Genomic DNA, 22,448 nt, shown 5'->3' with positions numbered 1-22,448 from the left:
GATGATATCAGGATCTTGGCAGGAATGAGCGGGCCTTCAACGGCACAAATCATCAGCCTTGACATAACCTCAGGTAATGAAAGACTTGGGCCAGCGAGGCACCATGAAAAGCTTGAGACGACAACTGCCACCAATGACGGCACTCACTGCCTTCGAGGCTGCGGCGCGTCTGGCAAGCTTCACCAGGGCTGCCGAAGAACTGGGGGTCACCCAGGCGGCTGTCAGCCGCCAAATCCGGGCGCTCGAAGAGGACTTCGGCTTTCCGCTGTTCAACCGCCTACATAGGAAAGTGACCCTGACCGCACAGGGACGATCGCTCGCGGCAGCGGCCAGCAACGCCTTCAACCTGATCGCCGAGACAACATCGGAATTGCGGCAGGAAACAAATGGCGACGACCTGACGATCGCGGCCACGGTCGCCTTCTCGCATTTCTGGTTGCTGCCCCGGATCTCCGAATTCTCCCGCCGCCATCCGGAGACGACGCTGCGGATCGTCAGCCAGGACGCCATGCCGGCGCTCGATCAAGGGGAAGTGGACGTCGCGATCCGCTTCGGCAACGGAAACTGGCCGACCGGCCAAGCGGAGAAACTGTTCGACGACCTGGTCTTCCCGGTCTGCAGCCCGGAATTTGCGCAGTCGCTTGGTTCGGATCCGTCGCCAGCCGGCTTGATCCGGCAACCGCTGATCTCCAACGAGGCCGATGACCCCATGTGGATCGGCTGGAACGCCTGGCTGGCGAACTTCGGAGTTTCTACCACCGGCAAGCTGAAAGGCATGCGCTGCAGCTTCTACACCGAAGCCATCTACGCGACCCTGAACGGCCAGGGCATCAGCCTCGGCTGGAACCGGCTCGTCGGCGACCTTCTCGACCAGAAGCGCCTGATCCGGCTCGGAGAAGCGTCCGTCACTCCAGACGGCGCCTACTATGTCGTCGTGCCCGCAAACCGCAAACAGAGCCGCGCACTCCAGCACTTCCTGGATTGGCTGCTGGAGAGCCACGCGCCCGGTTGACGAATTCCGCCGGCACGTCAGCCCATGTACCCCGTTGCTGACTCGAGTGACCACACGCTGCGTCCGTGCTACCTTGAACGCCTGTTGCCGGCACAAAAATATCCAATCTCATGGCAACTTCCGCCGCAGCGTTTCGTTGAGAGTGGATGGTCATCAAAGCGGCCCACTTAACCAGTCAGGAAAACCGATGCGTGTTTTGAAAAGGCTTGCCACGATGGCAATGCTTGCGCTCTGGGGTGTATCCCAGGCGCTTGCGGGGGACATGATGATCGAGGATTTCAAGGTTCAGCCTGAGACGCGCTGGAAGTTCTTTGCGGATACGGTGATGGGAGGCGTATCATCAGGACAGATCCGCTTCGTCACCGAAGGCGACCGCAAGCACGCTCAGATGGCCGGCCGCGTCAGCATCGAGAACAATGGCGGCTTCATCCAGATGCGCATGGCTCTCCCCAGCCCGCCTCCAGAAGGCACGCTCGGCGTTCGCTTGGTCATCCGTGGCAATGATCAGCGTTACTTCGTGCATTTGCGCACGAGGGGCACGATCCTGCCCTGGCAATATTACCAGGCCGGATTTGAGGCAACGAACACCTGGACCGAAGTCCGGCTTCCCTTCACCGACTTTAAGGCTTCAGGCGCACTGTTGCGCAAAGTCCCGCGCGCCGACAGCCTGACATCGATCGGTATTGTCGCCTTCGGTCGCAACCATGACGCCGACATCAGCGTGCGCGAGGTGGCTTTCTACTGAGCCGCAGACCATCGGATGACAGTCGTTGTTAGGCTCGTCCGCCAGTCGAAACCATCTCATCGGCTCTACCGCGCCACGCCTGACAGGAAGCCCTCGACGGGAACCAGCGACGCAACCGGGTCTTCCTCAAAAGGAACATGTCCGAGGCCCGGCAATCGCGCCAGCGTGGCATTCGGCATTAAGCGCAGATAGTCCTGCGCATTGCTGACCGGAATCATCCCGTCTAGTTCACCCCAGACAAGCAGCGTCGGCGCCTGTATTTGAGCGAGTATCGGCCCCGGTTCGCGCAGGATCACCTGTCCCATCCGCTCCAGGATCGCACGCCGCACGCCAGGTGCGAGCATCAGATCATGATAGCGGGTGACATCGGCGTCGCTCAAGGCTGCCGGATTTCCATAGGCGGCTGCCAGATTGGCCTTCAACATGCTGCGCGGTGCCGTATAGGGCAAAGCACGCATGATCAGCGGCACCTTTGGCGCCACGCCATAGTCAAAGCCCGGACTCGCGAACCCATCGGGCGAGACCAGGACGAGCTTGTTGACCCGTTCAGGGAACATGGCAGCGAAGTTCCAGGCGATGCGTCCCCCGAGCGAATTGCCGATCAGGCTGGCGCGGTCGATACCCAGCTGGTCCATCAATGCAGCCAGGATCTGCATGCTGCGCACGTCCGTATAGTCCCCGGTCGGATCGGGTCCGGTCAGCCCAAATCCCGGCAAGTCGAACCGAATGACCCGGTAGCGTGCCGACAAGGCCTCAGCCCATTTCTCCCAGGTATCCAGACTGGCACCGAAACCATGGAGCATGAAGATGGCCTCGCCGTCGCGCGGGCCGCTGTCGCGCAGCCGCAAGCGAACGCCGTCGATGATGCGATACTCCCCAGGATAGGTCTCCTCCAGCGCAGCAAGCGGCTTGTCGGGTTCATAGAGCCAGGCGGCCAAAGCGATCATCCCGAGCGCAATTGTCCCGGCCAGCCAGGCGAAGATCGTTACCATCCGTTTCCCTCTTCTGGCCAATGCTGCTCTCCTGAAAGCGATCAAATCAACTCAAACCATGGCCGATGCTGAGGCATGCATCCCCTTCGCCCGGCAAACTCTAAAAGACGGCGTGATCTCCTCTATCAGGTGGCGCGCCACCAGCCAGGACAGATCGATAGAAATCGAACAGTGTCTCGGTGCCGGTCGACGGTGTGGCATCTGCGTCGTATCGACCGGTCTGCTGATTGAGCACGAGCATGGATTCGGTGGCATAATAGCGGCCGATCCTGGCAAGCTCCGCCTTCTCGCGCAGCGATGGTGAAAGACGACCAAAGGCTCCGAGGCCAGCGATGATGACATCGAGCAGGGCGATCGGAACGGACCTGAACTTCGGCGGACGCCCAAGAAGCGCAAAGAGCGCTTCGCCCTGCTGACGCGGTGTAATCGCCTCACCCGGGCCGCCGATCGGCAGGATGCGGTTCCAGGACGCCTCCTCCTCCAGGCAACGGACAAGATAGTCGGCCAGATCGCCATCGCTGATCGGCTTGCAGGATGTCAGTGTCCCGTCACCGAATATCAGGAAGGGCGCGCCCTTGCGGACACGCTCGATCTGGCCTGACAGGGACTTGAAGAAAGCGGTCGGCCGGACGATCGAATAGCGCAGGCCGGACGCCACAAGCGCGGTTTCAAATGCCAGCTTTGCCTGTTGAAAGGCAAGCAGCGGCTTCTGAACACAGATAGCCGACAGGAGGACGAAGTGACCAACGCCTGAGCGCTGCGCAGCCTCCAGCACGTTCAGATGTGCCTGATGGTCGATGGCCCAGGCGTCTTTCGGCGAGCCTGTGCGCGAAGCCATGCACGAAACCACAGCATCGAAGCGGTCGGCTGAAAACCCGTCGCGCAGCACCGATTCCGGATCGCCGAAATCCACGACCCTCACCGTTGCCCCCTCAACGAGGCGATCAGCTTTCGCGTTCGAGGAACCTGCGGCGATTTCAGCAGCTGGCCTCACGAGACAGACCACCTCATACCCTCGCCGCATAAGCGCAGCAGCCGTCGCCCGACCGATCGTCCCGGTAGCGCCCAGCAGGCACACGCGCTTCGGCCCATGAGCGCCAGAACCCACCGGTAACGCCGAACTCAGATTGCCGGTCACAATGCCTCCCATCGCTCCACGCGCATACTATGCACCGTTTTCGGCGGCAGGATAGATTTGCTCGCAAGGCACAGGCCTAACGCGGCATGCCGCTCGGTCGCAGATGACGTTTCAGGGCTGCGATACGGAAGATGGCATTGGGGGCGCCGTAGCCGGCATAGCCCCGGCGCTCGACGATTTCGAAGAAGAAGCCTTCTCCATAGGTCGGAGAATAAAGCTGGAAATACTCTCCCGCGTCATCCCGGTCGTAGAGGATATTCGCCGCCTTCATCCGCTCAACCAGATCGGGATCGAGCCCGAAGCGGACTTCGACATCATCGTAATAATTCGGCGAGATCACCAGGGACTTGAAGCCATTGTGCGCCAGGGCTTCTGCCGTCGCGAAGATGTCGTCGGTTTCAAAGGCAATGTGCTGGATACCCGAACCGAAGGTCTCCGCGATGAAACGGCCCGCCAGCGTATTGCGGTTCTCGGCCCCGTTCAGCGTGATCCGCAGGCGGCCGTCTTGCGTCTCGACCACCTGACTGCGGACCACCCCGGCCGGATCGATGATGTCGACCATGGGGGTCTTCCGGGTCGCGAACTGCGAGGTGTAAAAGAGAAGCCAGGTCAGCATCTCCTCATAGCGGGTTGTCTGGGCCAGATGGTCGATCCGCGTCAGCCCGACAGAAGACGCAGTGCTGAGATCCTCGGCAATCGGTTCAAATTCGACGTCCCAGATGTCGCCAAGCGAAGTCTTGCGATCGAGAAAATAGACGATCCCGCCGCCTACACCCCGGATCGCAGGGACCTGTATCTCGCCGGGCCCGACCGGCTGGCGAAAATCCTCCGATCCCAACTGCAGGGCGCGGGCATGCGCGGCATAGGCATCGTCCACCATCAGCCCGAAGGCATAGGCGTTAGCGCCATGGACGAGGTAGGAGGCGTTGGCGAACCCCTTTTCCTCTCGGTTGAGGACAAGGTTGATCTCGCCCTGCCGCATCACGGTGACGGCCTTGCTGCGATGGCGGCCGACAGCGCGAAAACCCAGGATCTCCAGCAAGGCCTCGAGCTCGCGCCCATCATTGTCACCGACGGCAAACTCGACGAAAGCAATGCCGGAGACCTTGCTGCGATCTGGCATGGCAGGAACCGGGATACGCATATCTGGTTCGACGCGCCGGACCTGGTCCATGAGATAGACGAGAGAGCGTCGGCCATCCCTCGATATCGCCTCGGGCGATCCACCGCGGAACTGGTCGTTGAAGATCTCCAGCGACAGATAGCCATTGTAACCCGTCGCGGCGATCGCCTGCATGAAGGGTGTCACGGCAAGGTCGCCTTCCCCAGGCATGTTGCGGAAGTGACGCGACCAGTAAAGAAGATCCATCTCGATCAGCGGCGCGTCGGCGAGCTGAACGATAAAGATGCGGTCACCCGGAATGGACCGGATCGAATTGACCTCGATCTTGCGCGCGAGGGTGTGAAAACTGTCGAGGATCAGCCCGATACTCGGATGATCGGCCCTGCGGACGATTTCCCAGGCATCCCTGTGGTCATTGATGTGGCGACCCCAGGCGAGCGCCTCATAACCGACGCGCAGGCCCCGTTTAGCCGCCCGCTCGCCGAGTTCGTGAAAATCGGCTGCTGCGCGGTCGATCCCGCCAAGTGACACCGGCGAGGCGTTTGAGCAGATCAGCATCAGATCAGTGCCGAGCTCCGCCATCAGGTCGAACTTGCGTTCGGCACGGTCGAAATTGCGGCTGCGGAAGGGCTCCGGCATGCCTTCGAAGTCGCGGAAAGGCTGGAAAAGCGAGACAGTCAGTCCGTGATCGCGAACCATCTGCCCCACTTCGGCGGGTGATCGGTCGAACGCCAGGAAGTCGTTTTCGAAGATCTCGATCCCGTCGAAACCGGTACGGGCGATCGCCGAGAGCTTCTCTTCGAATTCGCCGCTGATCGACACCGTCGCAATCGAGGTTTTCATCGCCGCATCCTCTGTTTCGCCCGATGGCTTTTCACCGTTTTCCTTCTGCGACGAGCAGCTTCAATGCCCGCACAGCATGGGGGTATCCCGTCGCCCCGAGGCCCGCCATGACGGCCGTGGCCGTCATCGAGACGAGGGATTTGTGATAGATCTGCTCGCGCCGATGCACATTGCTGATGTGGAACTCGATGATCGGTCCCTTGAACATCTTGAGCGCATCGAGCAGCGCCAGCGACGTGAAGGTAAAGGCCGCCGGATTGATCAGGATGCCGGATCCTTCGTCGATCGCCTCGTGCACCGACTCGATCAACATCTCCTCGCTATTGGTCTGGCGGAAGACGACCGGCCATTCCCCCGCCGCCTCCCGGCACCAGAATTCCACGTCGGATAGCGTATGATGGCCGTAGATCTCGGGTTCACGCCGACCAAGCCGGTTGAGGTTTGGTCCGTTGAGGATGAAGAGCGGCTTGTGCTGCGTCATGGTCCTGTCCTCATCCCTGATAGCCGAGGAGGCGCGGCAGCCAGAGCACCGTCTCGGGGATGAAGGTGATCACGACAAGGCACAGCACCATCCACAGAATGAAAGGCCAGGCATCGCGAACGATATCTCTGAGCGGTGCGCCCGAGATCTTCGCGACGATGAACAGCAGCAACCCATAGGGCGGCGTCACCAGTCCCAGCATGATGTTGACCACGACGACCACGCCGAAATGGACAAGGTCGATGCCCAGCGCCTGCGCGGTCGGGATGAGCACGGGGACGACGATCAACAGGATTGTCGTGCCTTCAAGGAAGCAGCCGAGCAGAAGAAGCAGGATATTGACGAAGATCAGGAAGACGACCGGCGACATATCCCAGCTGGTCAGGATGCCCTTGATGCTTTCCGGAATGTTCTCGATGGTGATGACATAGTTGAAGACGAGCGCACCGGCGATCAGCATGCCGATCGAGGCGGTGGTCTTCCCGCTCGTAAGAAGCGCGCTGTAAAGAGCGCTCCAGCGGATGCTGCGATAAAGCACGGCCGAGACCAGCAGGGCATAAGCCGCCGCCAGCGCTGCGGCCTCCGTCGGTGTCGTCACCCCCGAATAGATGCAGCCGAGCAGCAGCACCGGCATGAACAATGCGGGAAGCGCGCGCCAGGTGACGCCGGGGATCTCCCGCAACGGCACCGGCGCCTCGACCGGGAAATTCTGCCGGCGCGCCGTGATCGCGACCTGCACCATCTGCAGGACGGCCATCAAGAGCCCCGGAACCATGCCGGCCAGGAAGAGATAGCCGATCGAGGCATCCGAAACGAGCGCATAGATGATCATCGGGATGGAAGGCGGAATGATCGGGCCGATCACCGAAGTGACAGCCGTCAGGGCAGCCGCAAAGCTCGGCGTATAGCGACCCCCATCCGTCATCAACTTCTGCATCATGCTACCGGTTCCGGCGGCATCGGCAATCGCCGAGCCGGACATGCCGGCAAAGATGATGCTCTGGACGACATTGACCTGGGCCAGGCCGCCGCGAAAGCGTCCGACCAGCACATTGCAGAACGACAGGAGCCGTTCGGTCATCGAGCCGATATTCATCAGCTCGGCAGCCAGAATGAACAGCGGGACGGCGAGGATCACGTAGTTGGAATACATGCCGTTCAAGAACTGCTCGGCGACGATCCCCATGTCCGCACCGGACAGCAGAAGGTAGAGGATCGACCCGCAGATCATCGACAAGCCAATGGGCAGGCCGAGGAAGGCGAGCGCCGTGATCACCACGAGCGACAGGGAAAAGGGGCTGGCCAGGTTCATACGCCGGAACTCGCTTTGGTCGGGTCGAAGCCCTCGGGCGCCTTGCCGCGGATCGCCAGCGTGCAAAGCCAGAGGTGGCGCACGATCATGGCAATCGCGAAGACGACATAGATGGAATAGAGAACGTCGAAACGGATCTTCAGATAGGCGGTGCTCTCGACGCGCATGAAGGTCACGTAATCGATGACCGCCGGAAGCGACCAGGTGAACAGCACGACGAGGCTGGCGGAACCGATGACCTGCATCACGCGCAGCCCTCGGGCGGTCGCCGCCCCCCAGAACAGGTCGAAGCGGATCTCATCGACTTCGCGCACGACGAAGGCAGACCCGAACAGCACCATCCAGATCCACAAAGCGACGCTCGCTTCGTGTGTCCAGCCAATCGAGAGATTGAAGAGATAGCGGGAGAAGATCTGCAGCAGGAAGATGACGAACATCGCCAGCAGCATCATGGCGAGCAGGTTTTCTGCCCGATGCCTGAGCCAGCTCCCGATCGTGGCAAATCGATTGTCCATAGGCTGAGCCTTTTCTGATGGGCCGGGAGCCGGAGATTGTCCGGCTCCCGGGTCTCATGGGGATGGGCTCAGAGTGCGCCGACCTTTTCGAGGATACCCTCGGGCCAGGACTTCGCCAGATCGGAGGCCAGATACTTTTCCTGGGCGAACTTGCGGAAGGCTGCAACATCCGGTTCGTAGATCTCAAGGCCGGCAGCCTTGAATTCCTCGACCAGTGTCTTTTCCTGTGCGAGATGCTGCTCTTCGCTCCACTGCATCGCCTTGTCGGCGGCTGCCTGCACCTTGGCCTGCTGCTCCGGCGAGAGCGCCTTCCAGGTTTCGGCAGAGATGGTCAGCAGGTCGTAGCCGATCAGATGGGAGGTCATGACGATCTGCGACATCACTTCGTAGAACTTCATGTTCTTGACGTTCGGCAGTGGATTGTCCTGACCATCGATCGCACCGGTCTGGAGGCCGGTATAGACCTCGGCATAGGCCATCGGCACCGGGTTGGCACCGAGCGCCTCGCCAAGGAACTGCCAGGCATCGCCACCCGGCATGCGCAGCTTCACGCCCGAGAGATCGGCCGGTGTCGCAATCTTCTTGTCGCTCTTCAGGCCCACCTGGCGGGCGCCGAAATAGGTCGGTCCGAGGATGTAGACCCCAGCCTTTTCTTCGGCCATCTTCTTGAACTCGGCGCCGACGTCGCTTGCGAAGAAGGCGCGGACATGGGCGGCATCCCGGAACAGATAGGCCGAGGTCAGGACCGACCATTCAGGCACCTGCTTGGCGATATCCTGCGGCGCGATATTGCCCATCTGCAGATTGCCGCGCTGGAGCGCCACGAGTTCCGTGCCCTGCTTGAACAGCGTGCCGCCGAAGAAGGGCTCGACCGTGAAGCCGTCCTTCAACTCATCGGCGAACATCTTGACCATGCCTGCGCGAATGTCCTGCTCGGAGAACACGGCCGACAGCTTGAGCGTGACCGGTTCCTGGGCATAGGCCGGAATTGAAACGGCTGCCACGGCTCCGAGTGCGACGGATCCTGCGAGAAACATACGGCGTGTGAATTCCATCATCATGTCTTCCTCCTCTTGTCCCCGCCCCTCCTCGGGCTTGGGAACTTTCTTCTCCCTGACCGGCCAGAGCCGATCGACCAAAAACCCTGTGCTGCCGGCCCACCGTGCCGGCCTGCATTTTCCTTCTCAGGCCCGTCGGGCCAGATCATTCACCGTCGAGCCCGTAAGCTCCTGGAAATGCGCGAGCATGCGCCTTGCATCCGGCTGAAGTCCGGTGAAAAGCGAAAACGCACCGACAGCCTGAAAGACAGCCATGCCTCCGCCATTGGCAACCCGGCAGCCACGCTGCTGCGCCGCCTGCACGAGTGCGGTCTCCAGCGGGAAATACACGATCTCGGCCACCCAGAGAGAGGGATGCAGCAGATCTGCCGACAAAGGCATGCCCGGATGCTTGTCCATTCCCATGGGCGTGGCATGCACGAGACCGGTCGCCTTCGCCATGGCACCCTCAAGCTCGTGTCCGGCACGGACAACTGCCTGCGGAAAAAGTTCGCCCATCAGGGAAGCAAGCTCTGCCGAGCGTGCCTCATCAATATCGAAAATCGTCAGCGCCTTCGCCCCGAGCTGCAAAACGGCAAAGGCTGTGGCTGCACCGGCCCCACCCGCACCGATCTGGACGACATCCATCAAGTCGGCATTCGGCAGCTGGCGCTGCAGTCCCTCGGCAAAACCCCACCAGTCGGTATTGTGGCCGACCCGCTTGCCATCCCGAAGGACCACGGTATTCACGGCGCCCAGCTTGCGCGCATCATCCGACAGGTCGGACAACAGGGGGATGATCTTCTGCTTGCAGGGATAGGTGATGTTGAGGCCGCAAAGGCCCTGCTCTTCCGCCTCCAAGACGAGGCTCTCCAGAGCATCGGGCGTGAGCTTCCTCTCGTTGAGATCGATCAGCTCGTAACGGTAATCAAGCCCAAGCGCTGCCCCTTCACGCATGTGCATGGCAGGCGTCAGCGATCGCTGGATCCCAAATCCGATCAATCCGGCTCGCCTGATGTCCCGCTTCGTGGGCATGACCACTCCCATTTCCCTAGCACAAGATCCACTTGCGCTGCAGGCCTCCCAACCTGGCAATGATCAATAATGTACTAACTAGTTAGTGTCAACGTCAAACAGGTTGATGCGCCCTTTCGACGGCATTATGAACAGAAGGCTCGGCAGGCGAGGGAATGGACTCAAAGGCGCCGCGACGGGGGAGGAGCATGGCAAAGACGGCCGGGGACACGCGCAGGAATGATCCTGAGGGCACCAAGGAGAACATCCTCGAGGTGGCGACCCAGGAATTTTCCGAATTCGGCCTGTCCGGGGCGCGGGTCGATTCGATCGCGGAAAAGACGCGCACATCCAAGCGGATGATCTACTATTACTATGGCAGCAAGGAAGGGCTTTACCTTGCAGTGCTCGAGCGCGCCTATCGCAAGATCCGCTCCTTGGAAGCAGACCTTCAACTTGCCGAACTGCCACCGGACGAGGCTCTGCGGCGGCTGATCAATACGACCTTCGATCACGACGAACAGAACCCGGACTTCGTCCGCCTGGTCAGCATCGAGAATATTCATCACGCCATGCATATGAAACGCTCGAGCGAGATCGCCGACCTCAACATATCGGTCATCCGGACGCTTCAGGACATCATCGATCGCGGCCTGCAAGGCAACCATTTCAAGCGCCGCGTCGATGCGATTGACCTGCACATGCTGATCAGCGCCTTCTGCTTCTTCCGCGTCTCCAACCGCTATACCTTCGGGACAATCTTCGAGCGGGACCTGTCAGAACCTTCTCTCTACGCCCGCCACCAACAGATGATCGCCGATGCGGTCCTGAGCTACTTGCGCTCAGAGTAACCCCTCCGCTCTGCGATCAGGCGTTTCGATCGCGGGACACAAAAGCATCAAACGCCGAATGATCCCACGCGGGGCCGCAAGCGAACCCATAAACCCGTATGTGGGATCAAGGTGGCCGCTCGCAGCGCCCACCTTTCTTCGCAATTCACCACGCCGGCACCCTGACGATCGGCCTATCGTGCCGTCGCACGCTTGTTCGACGCCTTGCTGGTTAGCTATGGGGCCGCCTGAACCTGGCGTTTAGCAGGCTGTGGCAGCAACCCCAGCGTCACCAGATCTTCCGGATGAAGCTGAGCTGCAGATAGTCGCCATCGAATGCGTTGCGGCTATACACATCGGTCAGGTATTTGAGGGAAACCGTCGTGCGCTGGTCGGGGAAATCGACTGCAATAATCGGCCCGAGCCGGATCGACTTGTGCCTCTGTCCGTCGGTGGCTGCCACCGCAGGCGAGCCGGTATCGTCCTCGATCTGCCAGCTGATATTGCCTGCGAGGCCGAACTGGAAACGGTTATAGCGCTCCGTGACCGCGAAGTTGGCGGAGAGATAGTCGCCGTCACGGTAAGTGAAGCCGCCCGTCGCATCCTCCCGTTCGAAGTTGTGGTTATAGAACACCCTTCCGGAAAATTCGGTCGCGTCCAGGAAGATCGGTTTCGTCCGGTAGGTGAAGGCGACATTCGGCGACAGAACCCAGCTGTTGAAGCCCGGGTTTCCGACAGCAGTGTTATCGTAGCTGCCGATCGGGATGGTCACGCCGAGGCCAAGGCCAAGCGTAAAGCCGACGGGCATCGGAGGCACGAAGTCGGCCGTTGGCTTTGGCTGCCCTTCTGCTGCCGGCGGCGGACCGTCATACCAGCTCTTCGACCAGAAGAAGAGGTCGGAATAAGCATCAAAGAGGCCGGTATGCTTGCTGCTCAGATCCGCCGGCAAGGTATCGGTGATTGTCAGGTCGTGTTTGCCATATGCGAAGATCAGCGACGAGGCCATTCGGCCGCCGAACAGCTCGCCCGGATAGACGTAAAGCCCTCCCAACTGGCCCTGAAGAAGTTGCTCGTCCGTATCCGAAAACTTCGCGCCACCATGAGCATCGCTAAGGCGGTCACGCCGGTTACCCCACAGCCCACCGATCGCGTAGAAGCCCGGCTCCGGCGGCAGTTCGGCAGCCCTGATGTCGGACGTCGCCCCAGGCGTCACGGTCTGGTAGAATTCTGCAGCCTGTGCCGCATTGTCCGGCAGAAAGGTCAGTCCAGCAAGCGCAAGCCATGCCAGCCTGCCATTCGAAATCGAAATCTCCATTTCAGTCCCCCTTTGATGAATTTCAGTGCACCGGAACGACCGGGCTCCCCGTCGTGGCGGGCTCTCGAAGCGCTCGGCCGAAGGCAAATCCAGCCAGCAGAAGCAGCCCGCACAGCGCCGTAAACCCGGCAAAGACCGCCATTGCGGCAACCATGCCCCCGCCAAGTGCCGCGACACCGGCAACCACGATGGGGCAGACGAACTGGCCGATGAAGAACATCGACGTCCACAGACCGGAGACACGGCCCCGGAAGCCTTCCGGCAGCTTGCTCATGGTGAAGGCCAGTACGAGCGGCAGGGAAATGCCGCACCCGACATTGTTGATGAACATGCCCACGACACCCCCGGCCAGCGACGACTGGGTGTAGAGAACGGCAAAGCCAACCGCTTGCGTCAGCATCGCTCCGGCGAGCAGTGCCCCGACGGGCCGCCTTGACTGAAAGCGAAAGAGCGCGGCGCCGGCGACAACACCGACGGAGCCCGTGGCGCTGGCAAGCCCCAGCATGCTCGGGTCGGAATAGCCGCGTTCGCTGAGGACCAGCGAGATATGCACGGGCGTGATGTAGAACAGCGCACCGCAGATGAGCGTCGCCGAGAGTGTGCCGACAAAGCGAAGATCCACGATGCTCCGAATGCTATCGGCAACATCGGGCTCAGCAGCTTTGCCCACGGCACCACGTGCCGGCTCGAAGATGATCGCCAGGATCAGCGGAATGAAAAGCGCCGTTGCACCGTAGACGAGGAAGGGCGCGCGCCAGTTGTAGTTGCCGAGAAACCCAGCCAGGACGAAGCACACCGTTGCCACGAGGGCTGCGGAACCGAACTGTACCGAAAGCCAGTGAGCCCGCCGCTGCCCGGTGAAGTAATCGCAGATCAGCGCCGTGCTCGCCGTCATCACGCCCGCCTCGGCGATACCGACGACCGCGCGGGTCGCGATGATGGCGTAGAGATTGTCGAGCCAGAACGGTGCGATGCCTGCGGCAGCATAAAGCCCGAGCGCCCAGACCAACACGCTCCGCCGGCCGAAACGGTCGGTGAGCAAACCGGCAACGGGTGCCAGCAGCGCCACGAAAAGAGCGGGCGTGACCAGCGCAAGCGGCGCCAGCAAGGACGCGTGCGGCACATCCGCGAAATGCTCGATCATGTGCGGTAAGACGGGCGCGAACAGGGTCGACCCGATCGGGGCGAGCCATGCGGCCGCCACCAGCAGCAGCCCGTGACGGGTACCCGCTGTCATAGTTTGCATTTCATCCTCCTCCTCCAGGCACACGTCGGCGATCACGCGCGAGACGTGCCGTGGCTCCCTTGATTTTGCTGATATGATCCATCCACCGGCCCAACCCGACCGGAGGCACGCCTGCTTTCAAAATCGAATGGCGCGCCCCTCCTCGAGCAGCGCCAGTGCCGTTACCTCTGGATCGATATGAAATGATCCGTGGTGAATTCTTCGATGATCCACTTCCCGTTGAAGCGGCCGAGCCCCGAGTTTTTCTCACCCCCGAACATCACATGAGGATAATCGTGGATGGTGATGTCGTTGATATGCGTCATGCCCGCCTCGATGCGCTGGGCAAAGGCGAGGCCTCTTGCCTCGTCGCGGGTGAACACGGCGCTGGACAAGCCGAATTCCGTATCATTGGCAAAGGCGAGAGCCTCGTTTTCATTGGCCGCCCGGATGATCGGAGCGACGGGTCCGAAGATCTCGTTGCGGGCGAACTCGGAACCATTGTCGACGTCCGCAAAGACATGCGGAGGCACGACGCGGCCCTCGATTGCGCCGGACAAGCACTCCCGGAAGCCGCTTTCGCGGGCAAGTGCGATGCTCCTCAAGACGCTGCCCACCTGGCTATCGTTGCAGAGCGGCCCGACCAGCGTGTCCGGCTCGTTCGGATCTCCGAACTTCACGGCTTTTGCAGCCTCTGTGTAAGCCTCGACAAACCTATCATAGAGAGATGCATCGACGATGATGCGGTTGGTGCTCATGCAGATCTGGCCCTGATGCATGAACCGTCCAATCAGCGCTGCTCCGACAGCCTTTTCCAGATCGGCATCATCCAGCACGACGAGAGGCGCATTGCCGCCGAGCTCCAGCCCGACGCGCTTCAGCAGTGACGATTCAGCTGCCACGCGGGCGATGTGGCGGCCGACCGGCGTGGACCCCGTAAACGTCAGCACGCGCGGCACGGGATGACGCGAGAATGCGTCCCCGATCACGTCGGAACTGCCAACCACGACATTGAGAACACCCGGCGGCAGGCCAGCCTCCTCATAGATTTTAGCCAGAAGCAATCCACCCATGACCGGCGTGTCGTTCGATGGCTTCAGCACGACGGCATTGCCGAGTGCGAGCGCTGGTGCCACCGAGCGGTTGGAGAGATGCAGCGGAAAATTCCATGGGCTGATGACGCCGACGACGCCGACAGGCTTCTTGTAGACACGCGCTTCCTTGCCGGGTCTGTCGACGGGAATGATGTGCCCCTGCGCGGCTGCGGGCATTGTCGCGGCCTCCAGCATGCCGGCCCGCACCGCACCCCATTCTATCCCGGCCTTAATGCGTGTGCTGCCGGATTCCCGGATCAGCCATTGGATGATTTCTTCCTTGCGCGCATCGAGAATGGCGACGGCCCGGAAGAACAGGGCAGTGCGCTCCGACGGCAGCGTGGAGGCCCATTCGACCTGCGCGCCCTTGGCTACATCGAAGGCCTGGTCGAGATCGCTGATGCTTGCCTGGGCGATCTCCGCAAGAACCGAACCATCATAGGGGTTACGGTCGACAACGGTCTTACCCGCCGTGCCGGCCAGCCAACGACCGGCGATGAACTGTCCGGCGAACCCGTCATAGGGACGCGGGACGAAGACGGAATGATCGACTGGGTGCTGCATGGTTTGGTCTCCTCTCGCGGCATCTGGCATCGCCCGCTCCGTCACCGATTATCTCTCGATGCGGATGGGCACAGCGACAGACGCGCCTCCTCGTGGACAAAAGCCTAATCTACAAATTTGCAGATCTTCAAGACGAAATTATCGTTAAATGATAATTTGGATAAAAGATATTTGGCGCTCGTGCGTTATTTCGGCATCAAGACGCTTTAACCCCGCAAGCCACTGCCCGCGGGGTTACGCGACCATCAGATCGCCTGCCGTCATCTGCTCCGACGGAGCGAAATCGGGATATTTGGATCTTAGCCGGCCCGCAAAGCAGAGCTTGGCACCCAGTTCCCATGCAGCGACATGCGCAGCCGGATCGGCAGCTTCACCGTGGCGATTGGGCCCTCATCCAGGTGCTGCGCATCAAGGATCAATAGGTCGGTCGCCTGCTCCAGCAGACGGTTGCGAAGGGCGATGACATAGCCCTCCCCTTCGGCCGCATCGGCACTTTTCGGGACGAAGATCGGCTCCTGGAAGCAGGACTGATCATCCGCAAACCACGTCTTGATCCGCCCCGTCGAAACATTGATATGCGCCAGCTGATTGAAGAACTGAAACGGGCGCGGCCCGATCTGCGCTTCATTAAAGGGCTTGCTCGGGTCCATGGCGATGACAAATCCATGGCTGTAATGCCGGCCCATATAGCGATCGTCACTCCGCGGGAATTCGCAAGGGAACTGCGTCAGGGGCGTCATGTCCAGACCGTTCGCGGTGGAATTCATATCGATGGTCAGACGCATCATGTTGGACGCCAGCGTTTCCGGTGGCGGCACAGTCCCGTCTGCCTGGGGGAAGAAATAGAAGATGTTGCCGCTGGTGATCGGCATGTCGATAAAGATCCGGCCCCGGTCATCAAAAGCGTTGAGCGTATGCCCCTGGAAACCGTTCGGCGCCTTGAACCACCGGACATCCCGGCCATCACCATCGCGGCGAAGCACACCGAACAGCTGGTCGAGCCCTGGCTGCCATTCGAAATGCCGCCCACCATTCTTCATGCGATCAAGATCCGAGGTCAGCGGCATCAACGGGAAGATCACGTAGTTTTCGGTCACCGCGAAATCGTGAATCATCGCCGCATAGGGCGCGACAATCCATGTCTCGCGCTTCTTCCGACCGGAGGCATCGATCTCGTAATAGACGATGTCAGGCGTCGCCTCGCCTCTCGCCTCGTAGCCGAAACAGAGCAGATCTCCGTTGGCGGGATCGATCTTGGGATGGGCGGTAAAGGTCGCGCTGGTCAGCTGGCCATTGAAATCCCACAACCCGATCGTTTCCATCGTCACGGGATCAAGCGCATAGGGCACACTGTCTTCCTTCAGCGCCAGCAGCTTGCCGCCATGCACGACGACATTGGTGTTTGCCGTGCTGTTGTTCAGTTCGCTGACACTCGGATCGTTTGTGTAGCGATTGCGATATATCCCGTGAAGCGACGCTCGGGCCGCCCGCTGCGCCTTGAGACGCTCCGTCATCACATAGCGTCGCTTGAAGTCGACATGCCCATTCTTGAAGGTGAAAGCGGTGATTGCGCCGTCGCCATTGAAGAAGATGTCGTCGCCGAGCATCGGCGGATATTGCGGATCCGGAGCCACCTGAAAGAAGGTGCCATCAATCTCGTCCGGCACGGTACCATCGACCTCAAGGTCGTAAATCTCGCCCTCAAACCGCGCAGGTTTGTAGAGTCCACCCGTGAAGTCTGCCGTCGCTGGGAAAAGTCTGGTCATCGATTACCTCCTCATAACCGTACACATAAGTACTATTATGAGAATTGCGATCGGTCAACTTAACAGTACGGACCTTTACGGTTATAAGGCGCCATGCGCGTAAAGACCGAAAAAAAGAAAAACGAAATCATTACCATCGCCGGCGAACTGTTTCTCTCGCAAGGCTATGGCACCGTGTCCATGGCAACGATCGCCGCGGCTGTCGGCGGCTCGAAAGGCACGCTCTATGGCTACTTCTCGTCCAAGGAGGAGGTGTTTGCCGCTTTTGTCGTCAGCGCGGGACAGCAACGATGGCAGGAATTCATCGCCCTCGAAGAGCAGCCAAACGGCATAGAGGCGAGACTCGTTGCCCTTGGCTGTCGCTACCTGCGGCTCCTGCTCTCCAGCGAAATCATGTCGGTCAACCGGCTGGTGATAGCCGAGGCCGGTCGTTTCCCCGAGCTCGGCAGGATCTTTTACGACAATGGCCCGAAAAGCGTGATCGGCGTCATCGCATCGACCCTGCAACAGTCGGCAGAAACGGGCGAACTCACGATCGAAGACCCCATTGCGGAAGCGTGGCGGTTCAAATCGCTTTGCGAAGCGCGCTTATTCGAGCAGTGCCTGTGGGGGATCCGCAGTGGAGCAACCGACACTGAAATCCTGGAAAATGTGGAGCCAGCTTGCGCCATCTTTCTCAAGAGCCATCGCCCCTGAATGCACGGGCCTGCTCGGCTCCGCTGTGGGTCTAGACTTCAGCCATGAAGCTTTCGATCATCCGGCCGGTCGCAGTGACGGCTGCGTAGATCCGAGGGCGTAGGTCGTCGTTCAGCAGGCGAGCCTCCACGATGACCGAAACCGAAGCGCTGATCCCGAGCGACGCATTTCGAAGTGGCGCGGAGATCCCGACGAGATCCTGATCGACTTCACCGCGGGTTTCGCAAATGCCGAGCTTTCGCAGGCTTGCCAGCTCCGAGGTCAGCTGACCTTTGCGATCAGCATCCGCGCCGAGCTCCTCGTTGAGGAGTGACATCAGGTTTCGTTTTGTCAGGTTTGACAAAACCGCCCGAGACGTTGCGCCCCGCAACAGGGGCATGGGACGCCCGAGTTCGTAGCTGGTCTTGAAATGAGCATTCTGCCCGCGATGCTCTGCAACGCACATGACGTCCTTGCCATACAGTCGTGCCAGAATGGTCACGCAAGGAATGCTCGCCTGCTCGGCGAGAGGACCCAAGAACTTCGCGCCTGAGCGGATCAGCGGATCGGTCATCGTGATCCGACGGTAGTACTCGACGAACATCGGACCGAGCCGATACCGCGATTCCACCGTGCTCTCGAGCAGCTCTACCGCAACCATCTCTCGTACGAGCCGATACAAGGTGCTGGCCGAAGTCTCCAGCGCCTCGGCCATCTCCGCAACCGTCCAGTTTGGTTTGTCCGCGTCAAAGAGCTTCAGGATACGAATGTAACGCGTAATTCCCATCATGGGCATTCTCCAGGCCGTGCTGCCACGTGGTAGCAAAAAGATCCCGACCGCTGCAACCGCTTACCGGATGGCGATAAACATCGCAGCTCATGATCGCAGGCCACTGAATTGCGCGAGACTCACGATCCGCAGAAGCCGCCACCGGTCGCAATTATCACTTTTTATCGGTATTCGATAATTTTATGTATTTTATATCTTGCAAATTTTTGATTGTCGGCAATTATACCGGAAAACAATCAGTGGAGGATCCATATGAGTAATTTTGCGGTTCACGCAGGCGCCTACCTGCATCACGTCGCTTTCGAGAGCGAAGATCCTCAGCGGCTGGCTCAGTTTTACGCGGCCAACATGGACATGCAGGTGAGTGAAGTCTCACCGGATGAATTCCGGTGCGAAGGCCCACTCCGCCACTTCGTGGCCATCAAGGGCGAAAACAAAAAGCTTGCCTATGCGGGTCTTGCCTGCAGCAATTCAGAGGTCTTGGAAGGCATGCGGCAACGCGCCATTGCAAACGGCGTTCCCATTCTTCCGAGCGTTTCGCCCTATTTTGCCGATGGCGCTTTCGGCGTCCGGGACAATGACGGCCATCTCATCTGCTTCGGAGTAGCGCTTAGGCCGACCATCTCCTATCGGCCTGCCATCGAAGGCATCCATGCGCCGACACAGCACCTGACATTTGCCACGCAGGACCTCGCCGGCTTCAAGGAATTCTATGTCGACAAGCTCGGCTTCTTCCTGTCCGACCGCGTCATTCACGACAATGGCGATCTCGCCACGGTCTTCACGACGACGAACAACGAGCATCACACGATCGCCTGCTTCAAGTCGGACCGCACGGGTGTCGATCACCATTCCTACGAGGCTGGCACCTTCGACAACATCAAGAAGTTCTGCGACCGCTTCGCAGCCAACGGCGTGCTGTTGACCTGGGGCCCGGGGCGTCATGGCCCGGGCAACAATCTCTTCGTCTTCTACACCGACCCCGACGGCAACTGGATCGAGATCTCGGCTGAACTGGAGACGATCTACGATCGCGACGTCATCGACTGGCCGCAACATCCCCGGACGCTGAACAAGTGGGGCAACGCAATTCTGCGATCCTGAGCCGGGAAAAGGGAGAGAGATCATGAAATTCATCAGTTTTGTGCGGCTTGGGAAATGCGGCTTCGGTATTCTGGCGGATGACGGCATCGTCGATCTGACGGAACGGCTTGCCCCCGGATTGGCAAGTCTCAAGGCCTTGATTGCAGCCGACATGCTTAAGGCGGCAGCAAGCTTCGCACGGGGAAGACCTGCGGACTTCGCGCTCTCGGACGTGACGCTGCTGCCGGTGGTGCCGGATGCAGGAAAGATCCTCTGCGTCGGCCTCAACTACGAGACGCACCGTGCCGAGACGAAGCGGCCCGACAACAAGCATCCGACCATGTTCTCGCGATATGCCGACAGCCAGATTGCCCATGGGCAACCGATGCTGCTGCCTGCCGTGTCGGACAAGCTCGACTTCGAGGGCGAGATGGCGGTCATCATCGGCCGTGGCGGACGCTGCATCCCCGAGGAGCAGGCACTGGAGCATGTCGCAGGTTATGCCTGCTACAATGACGGCACAATCAGAGACTGGCAGCGCCACACCCACCAGTTCGGCCCCGGCAAGACCTTTCCCGGCACCGGCGGCTTCGGCCCCTTCATGGTCACGCCGGATGAGGTCGGAAACTACAGCCGCCTGACAATCCAGACACGGCTGAACGGCGTGGTCATGCAGGATGCAACACTGGCAGACCTGATCTTCTCCGTGGAGCGGCTCATTGCCTATATCTCAACCTACACCCCGCTCTCAGCCGGCGATGTCATTCTGACCGGCACCCCCGGCGGCGTCGGTGACCGCCGCGAGCCACCGCTCTACATGAAGGTAGGCGACGTGATCGAGGTCGAAATCAGCCGACTTGGCCGGCTGGTCAACACCGTCGTCGCAGAAACGGCCCTCTTGTGATGGCGCGCATCCCGGAGGAGACGGATGTCCTGGTGGTCGGGGCAGGTCCAACAGGCCTTCTGCTCTCCAACCTGCTCGGCTCCATGGGCGTCAGGACCACGCTCGTCGAACGCAACGAAACGACGGTGCAGGAACCCCGCGCCGTCTCGATCGACGACGAGTCCTTGCGCGCGCTGCAGGCGGCAGGACTGGCAGAGACGGTCGCTGCCATTACGGTCAAGGGATACGGCTCGATCTATCTCGGCCCGGACGGACGCCGTTTTGCGGAGGTAAAGCCGCACGTCAAGGAATACGGCTTCGACAAGCGCAACGCCTTCGAACAGCCAGTCTTTGAAGCGACGCTGCGACAAGCCCTGACGCGGCACCCGAGCGTGACAGCCGTCTTCGGGGCAGAGTTGTCAGCCTTCCATCAGGACAGCGACCATGTGCTTGCCGAGATTACGACAGGCGGGCAGACGCAAAAATTGCGGGCCCGCTATATGGTGGCCGCCGACGGCGGACGATCCGCAGTGCGCAAGGCACTGAACATACAGCTCGAAGGTTCGACCTTCCAGGAACCCTGGCTGATCGTCGATCTGCACTCGACACGTAATCGCTGCTTCCACACGGAAGTGTTCTGCGATCCGCGCCGCTCGGTCATCACCCTGCCAGGCCCAGGCGGCATCCGCCGCTACGAATTCAAGCTCAACCCCGGCGAAACCACAGAGGAGGCCGAGGAAGAGAGCTTTGCCCGCAGGCTTCTGGCCGAAGTCGGCCCAGATGGCGACGAGCCCATCAGGCGCCAGAAGGTCTACACCTTCCACGCCCGGATCGCTGCCCGCTGGCGACAGGGGCGCATCTTCCTGGCAGGCGATGCCGCGCATCTCACGCCACCCTTTGCCGGACAGGGGATGAACAGCGGCCTGCGCGACGCGCACAATCTTGCCTGGAAGCTGGATGAAGCGCTGCGAATGGCAGACCCGGAAGATCTCCTGGAGAGCTACGAGGCCGAACGCAAACCGCATGCGTGGTCGATGATCGAACTGGCGCTTCGTATGGGCAAGATCATGATGCCGGCCTCGGTCCAACGGGGCAGACTGATCCGTATGGGCTTCCGTTTTCTCGGGCTCTACGGCCCGGCCCGGGACTACTTTGCCCAGATGAAATACAAGCCGAAGCCGAGATTTTCGGCCGGACTGATCCGACCGAGCCCGAACGCTGCAGGCGCTGCGGCTATTGGCAGGATGATCCCGCAGCCGCTCGTGACCGCCATCGATCGCCAGCAGATCTTGCTCGACACGCTGCTTCCTGATCGACCCGTGATGTTGATCTTTTCCGAAGCCCCCGAGCGCTGGCTCGACCCGGAAATGCTGGACCGCATGCAAAAGCTGGGCTGCGCGGTCATCGGCCTGACGCCAGAATGGACGAACCCTGCTTCGGCCCCATTCCCCATCGTTCGCGACAGCAGCCGCTTCTTTTCGGAAAAACCTTTCCGCGATTGCCTCGACACGGCACTCCTGCTGCGCCGCGACCGCTATGTCGCCGCGATCGAACCGGTGCACTCGATAGCCGGGCTGATCCCCATGATCACAAGCTTGACCGAGCCGCCTGAAAACAGACGGACGCCACACTTCGCCGCAGATGAGGAACTGCGGTCGAAGGCCATCTGAATAGTCACCCCGGGGAGGAGAATGGCACGACCGACAGCAAAGGAGTGAGGCGATATCGGCAGCTCTACCTGACCCAGTCGCCTCTGCCAGCGCCTGAGGCTCTGCTCGGCATGGTGTGGGACGCTCGGATCCAGCGCTGTATCGGACGTGTATCGTAGGCCGTACCGACCCGCCTCAGCATGACGGCGCCTACTCCAAGAAAAGTCAAACGCCCCACATCCTGCGGAAACCAGGGGCACTGGGAGACAAATCAGCGCCTCTCTGCATTTTCAAGTTTGCGCGCCCTGTCTCTGCTTGACAAAGATCGGGTGGGCATATTTTAATCATGCACACCATATGGG

General features: G+C 60.5%; 20 protein-coding genes. 7 read left to right on the top strand and 13 right to left on the bottom strand.

What is annotated here, in order from left to right; genetic code table 11:
* The first annotated feature begins 133 nt into the window (after positions 1-133).
* Both AC02Y0_RS21960 and AC02Y0_RS21955 read left to right on the top strand, forming a co-directional pair.
* A complete protein-coding gene (locus tag AC02Y0_RS21960; RefSeq protein ID WP_476381313.1) occupies positions 134-1,012 on the top strand; it encodes a LysR substrate-binding domain-containing protein in 879 nt (292 codons plus the stop codon).
* 187 nt (positions 1,013-1,199) lie between these two features.
* Positions 1,200-1,757, top strand: coding sequence for a CIA30 family protein (locus AC02Y0_RS21955; RefSeq protein ID WP_476381311.1), 558 nt, complete (start codon positions 1,200-1,202; stop codon positions 1,755-1,757).
* 65 nt (positions 1,758-1,822) lie between these two features.
* On the opposite strand, the gene AC02Y0_RS21950 is transcribed toward AC02Y0_RS21955, so the two are convergent.
* The 8 genes from AC02Y0_RS21950 to AC02Y0_RS21915 all read right to left on the bottom strand — a co-directional run bounded on the left by AC02Y0_RS21950 (position 1,823) and on the right by AC02Y0_RS21915 (position 10,233).
* On the bottom strand, positions 1,823-2,749 hold the full coding sequence (locus tag AC02Y0_RS21950) for an alpha/beta fold hydrolase (RefSeq protein WP_476381309.1): 927 nt from the start codon (positions 2,747-2,749) through the stop codon (positions 1,823-1,825).
* Between the two features lie 100 nt (positions 2,750-2,849).
* Complete coding sequence (locus tag AC02Y0_RS21945) at positions 2,850-3,821, bottom strand: NAD(P)H-binding protein (protein ID WP_476384109.1); 972 nt, start codon at positions 3,819-3,821, stop codon at positions 2,850-2,852.
* Between the two features lie 142 nt (positions 3,822-3,963).
* Positions 3,964-5,853: a bifunctional sugar phosphate isomerase/epimerase/4-hydroxyphenylpyruvate dioxygenase family protein gene (locus AC02Y0_RS21940; RefSeq protein ID WP_476381307.1), complete on the bottom strand. Its 1,890-nt coding sequence runs from the start codon at positions 5,851-5,853 to the stop codon at positions 3,964-3,966.
* Between the two features lie 31 nt (positions 5,854-5,884).
* Entirely contained in the window at positions 5,885-6,334 is a 450-nt protein-coding gene (locus AC02Y0_RS21935) for a type II 3-dehydroquinate dehydratase (protein ID WP_444558014.1), read from the bottom strand.
* 10 nt (positions 6,335-6,344) lie between these two features.
* Complete coding sequence (locus AC02Y0_RS21930) at positions 6,345-7,646, bottom strand: TRAP transporter large permease (RefSeq protein ID WP_476381304.1); 1,302 nt, start codon at positions 7,644-7,646, stop codon at positions 6,345-6,347.
* Positions 7,643-8,161, bottom strand: a complete 519-nt coding sequence (locus AC02Y0_RS21925) for a TRAP transporter small permease subunit (protein ID WP_104105060.1) — start codon at positions 8,159-8,161, stop codon at positions 7,643-7,645. Before AC02Y0_RS21925 ends, AC02Y0_RS21930 begins: the two co-directional genes overlap by 4 nt.
* 68 nt (positions 8,162-8,229) lie before the next feature.
* On the bottom strand, positions 8,230-9,222 hold the full coding sequence (gene dctP / locus AC02Y0_RS21920; RefSeq protein WP_476381302.1) for a TRAP transporter substrate-binding protein DctP: 993 nt from the start codon (positions 9,220-9,222) through the stop codon (positions 8,230-8,232).
* 123 nt (positions 9,223-9,345) lie between these two features.
* Positions 9,346-10,233, bottom strand: a complete 888-nt coding sequence (locus AC02Y0_RS21915) for a shikimate dehydrogenase (protein ID WP_476381300.1) — start codon at positions 10,231-10,233, stop codon at positions 9,346-9,348.
* 188 nt (positions 10,234-10,421) lie between these two features.
* Between AC02Y0_RS21915 and AC02Y0_RS21910 the strand changes: the two genes are divergently transcribed.
* A complete protein-coding gene (locus AC02Y0_RS21910) occupies positions 10,422-11,063 on the top strand; it encodes a TetR/AcrR family transcriptional regulator (protein WP_476381298.1) in 642 nt (213 codons plus the stop codon).
* 268 nt (positions 11,064-11,331) lie between these two features.
* Here the strand turns inward: AC02Y0_RS21910 and AC02Y0_RS21905 are convergent, their stop codons facing one another.
* From AC02Y0_RS21905 to AC02Y0_RS21890, 4 genes are all read right to left on the bottom strand, one after another.
* Positions 11,332-12,357, bottom strand: coding sequence for a SphA family protein (locus tag AC02Y0_RS21905; RefSeq protein ID WP_476381296.1), 1,026 nt, complete (start codon positions 12,355-12,357; stop codon positions 11,332-11,334).
* A gap of 22 nt (positions 12,358-12,379) precedes the next feature.
* The gene (locus AC02Y0_RS21900; RefSeq protein WP_476381294.1) at positions 12,380-13,603 is read right to left on the bottom strand and encodes an MFS transporter; all 1,224 of its coding nucleotides are present in this window, start codon (positions 13,601-13,603) and stop codon (positions 12,380-12,382) included.
* Between the two features lie 161 nt (positions 13,604-13,764).
* Positions 13,765-15,240: an aldehyde dehydrogenase family protein gene (locus tag AC02Y0_RS21895; RefSeq protein WP_476381292.1), complete on the bottom strand. Its 1,476-nt coding sequence runs from the start codon at positions 15,238-15,240 to the stop codon at positions 13,765-13,767.
* 299 nt (positions 15,241-15,539) lie between these two features.
* Positions 15,540-17,006, bottom strand: coding sequence for a carotenoid oxygenase family protein (locus tag AC02Y0_RS21890; protein WP_476381290.1), 1,467 nt, complete (start codon positions 17,004-17,006; stop codon positions 15,540-15,542).
* 93 nt (positions 17,007-17,099) lie between these two features.
* On the opposite strand from AC02Y0_RS21890, the gene AC02Y0_RS21885 reads away from it, so the two are divergent.
* Complete coding sequence (locus tag AC02Y0_RS21885; protein WP_476381289.1) at positions 17,100-17,702, top strand: TetR/AcrR family transcriptional regulator; 603 nt, start codon at positions 17,100-17,102, stop codon at positions 17,700-17,702.
* Positions 17,703-17,733: 31 nt separating this feature from the next.
* On the opposite strand, the gene AC02Y0_RS21880 is transcribed toward AC02Y0_RS21885, so the two are convergent.
* Positions 17,734-18,471: an IclR family transcriptional regulator gene (locus AC02Y0_RS21880; protein WP_280776638.1), complete on the bottom strand. Its 738-nt coding sequence runs from the start codon at positions 18,469-18,471 to the stop codon at positions 17,734-17,736.
* Positions 18,472-18,723: 252 nt separating this feature from the next.
* On the opposite strand from AC02Y0_RS21880, the gene AC02Y0_RS21875 reads away from it, so the two are divergent.
* The 3 genes from AC02Y0_RS21875 to AC02Y0_RS21865 are packed head-to-tail and all read left to right on the top strand — an operon-like array spanning position 18,724 to position 22,107.
* A complete protein-coding gene (locus AC02Y0_RS21875) occupies positions 18,724-19,575 on the top strand; it encodes a VOC family protein (RefSeq protein WP_476381288.1) in 852 nt (283 codons plus the stop codon).
* A gap of 22 nt (positions 19,576-19,597) precedes the next feature.
* Positions 19,598-20,458: a fumarylacetoacetate hydrolase family protein gene (locus AC02Y0_RS21870; RefSeq protein WP_476381286.1), complete on the top strand. Its 861-nt coding sequence runs from the start codon at positions 19,598-19,600 to the stop codon at positions 20,456-20,458.
* The gene (locus AC02Y0_RS21865; protein WP_476381284.1) at positions 20,458-22,107 is read left to right on the top strand and encodes a bifunctional 3-(3-hydroxy-phenyl)propionate/3-hydroxycinnamic acid hydroxylase; all 1,650 of its coding nucleotides are present in this window, start codon (positions 20,458-20,460) and stop codon (positions 22,105-22,107) included. The genes AC02Y0_RS21870 and AC02Y0_RS21865 overlap by 1 nt, the downstream gene beginning before the upstream one ends.
* The last annotated feature ends 341 nt before the right edge of the window (positions 22,108-22,448 follow it).

This window comes from Allorhizobium sp. nf9_anc (assembly GCF_056323085.1).
This window is presented reverse-complemented; position numbering and strand designations above follow the sequence as displayed.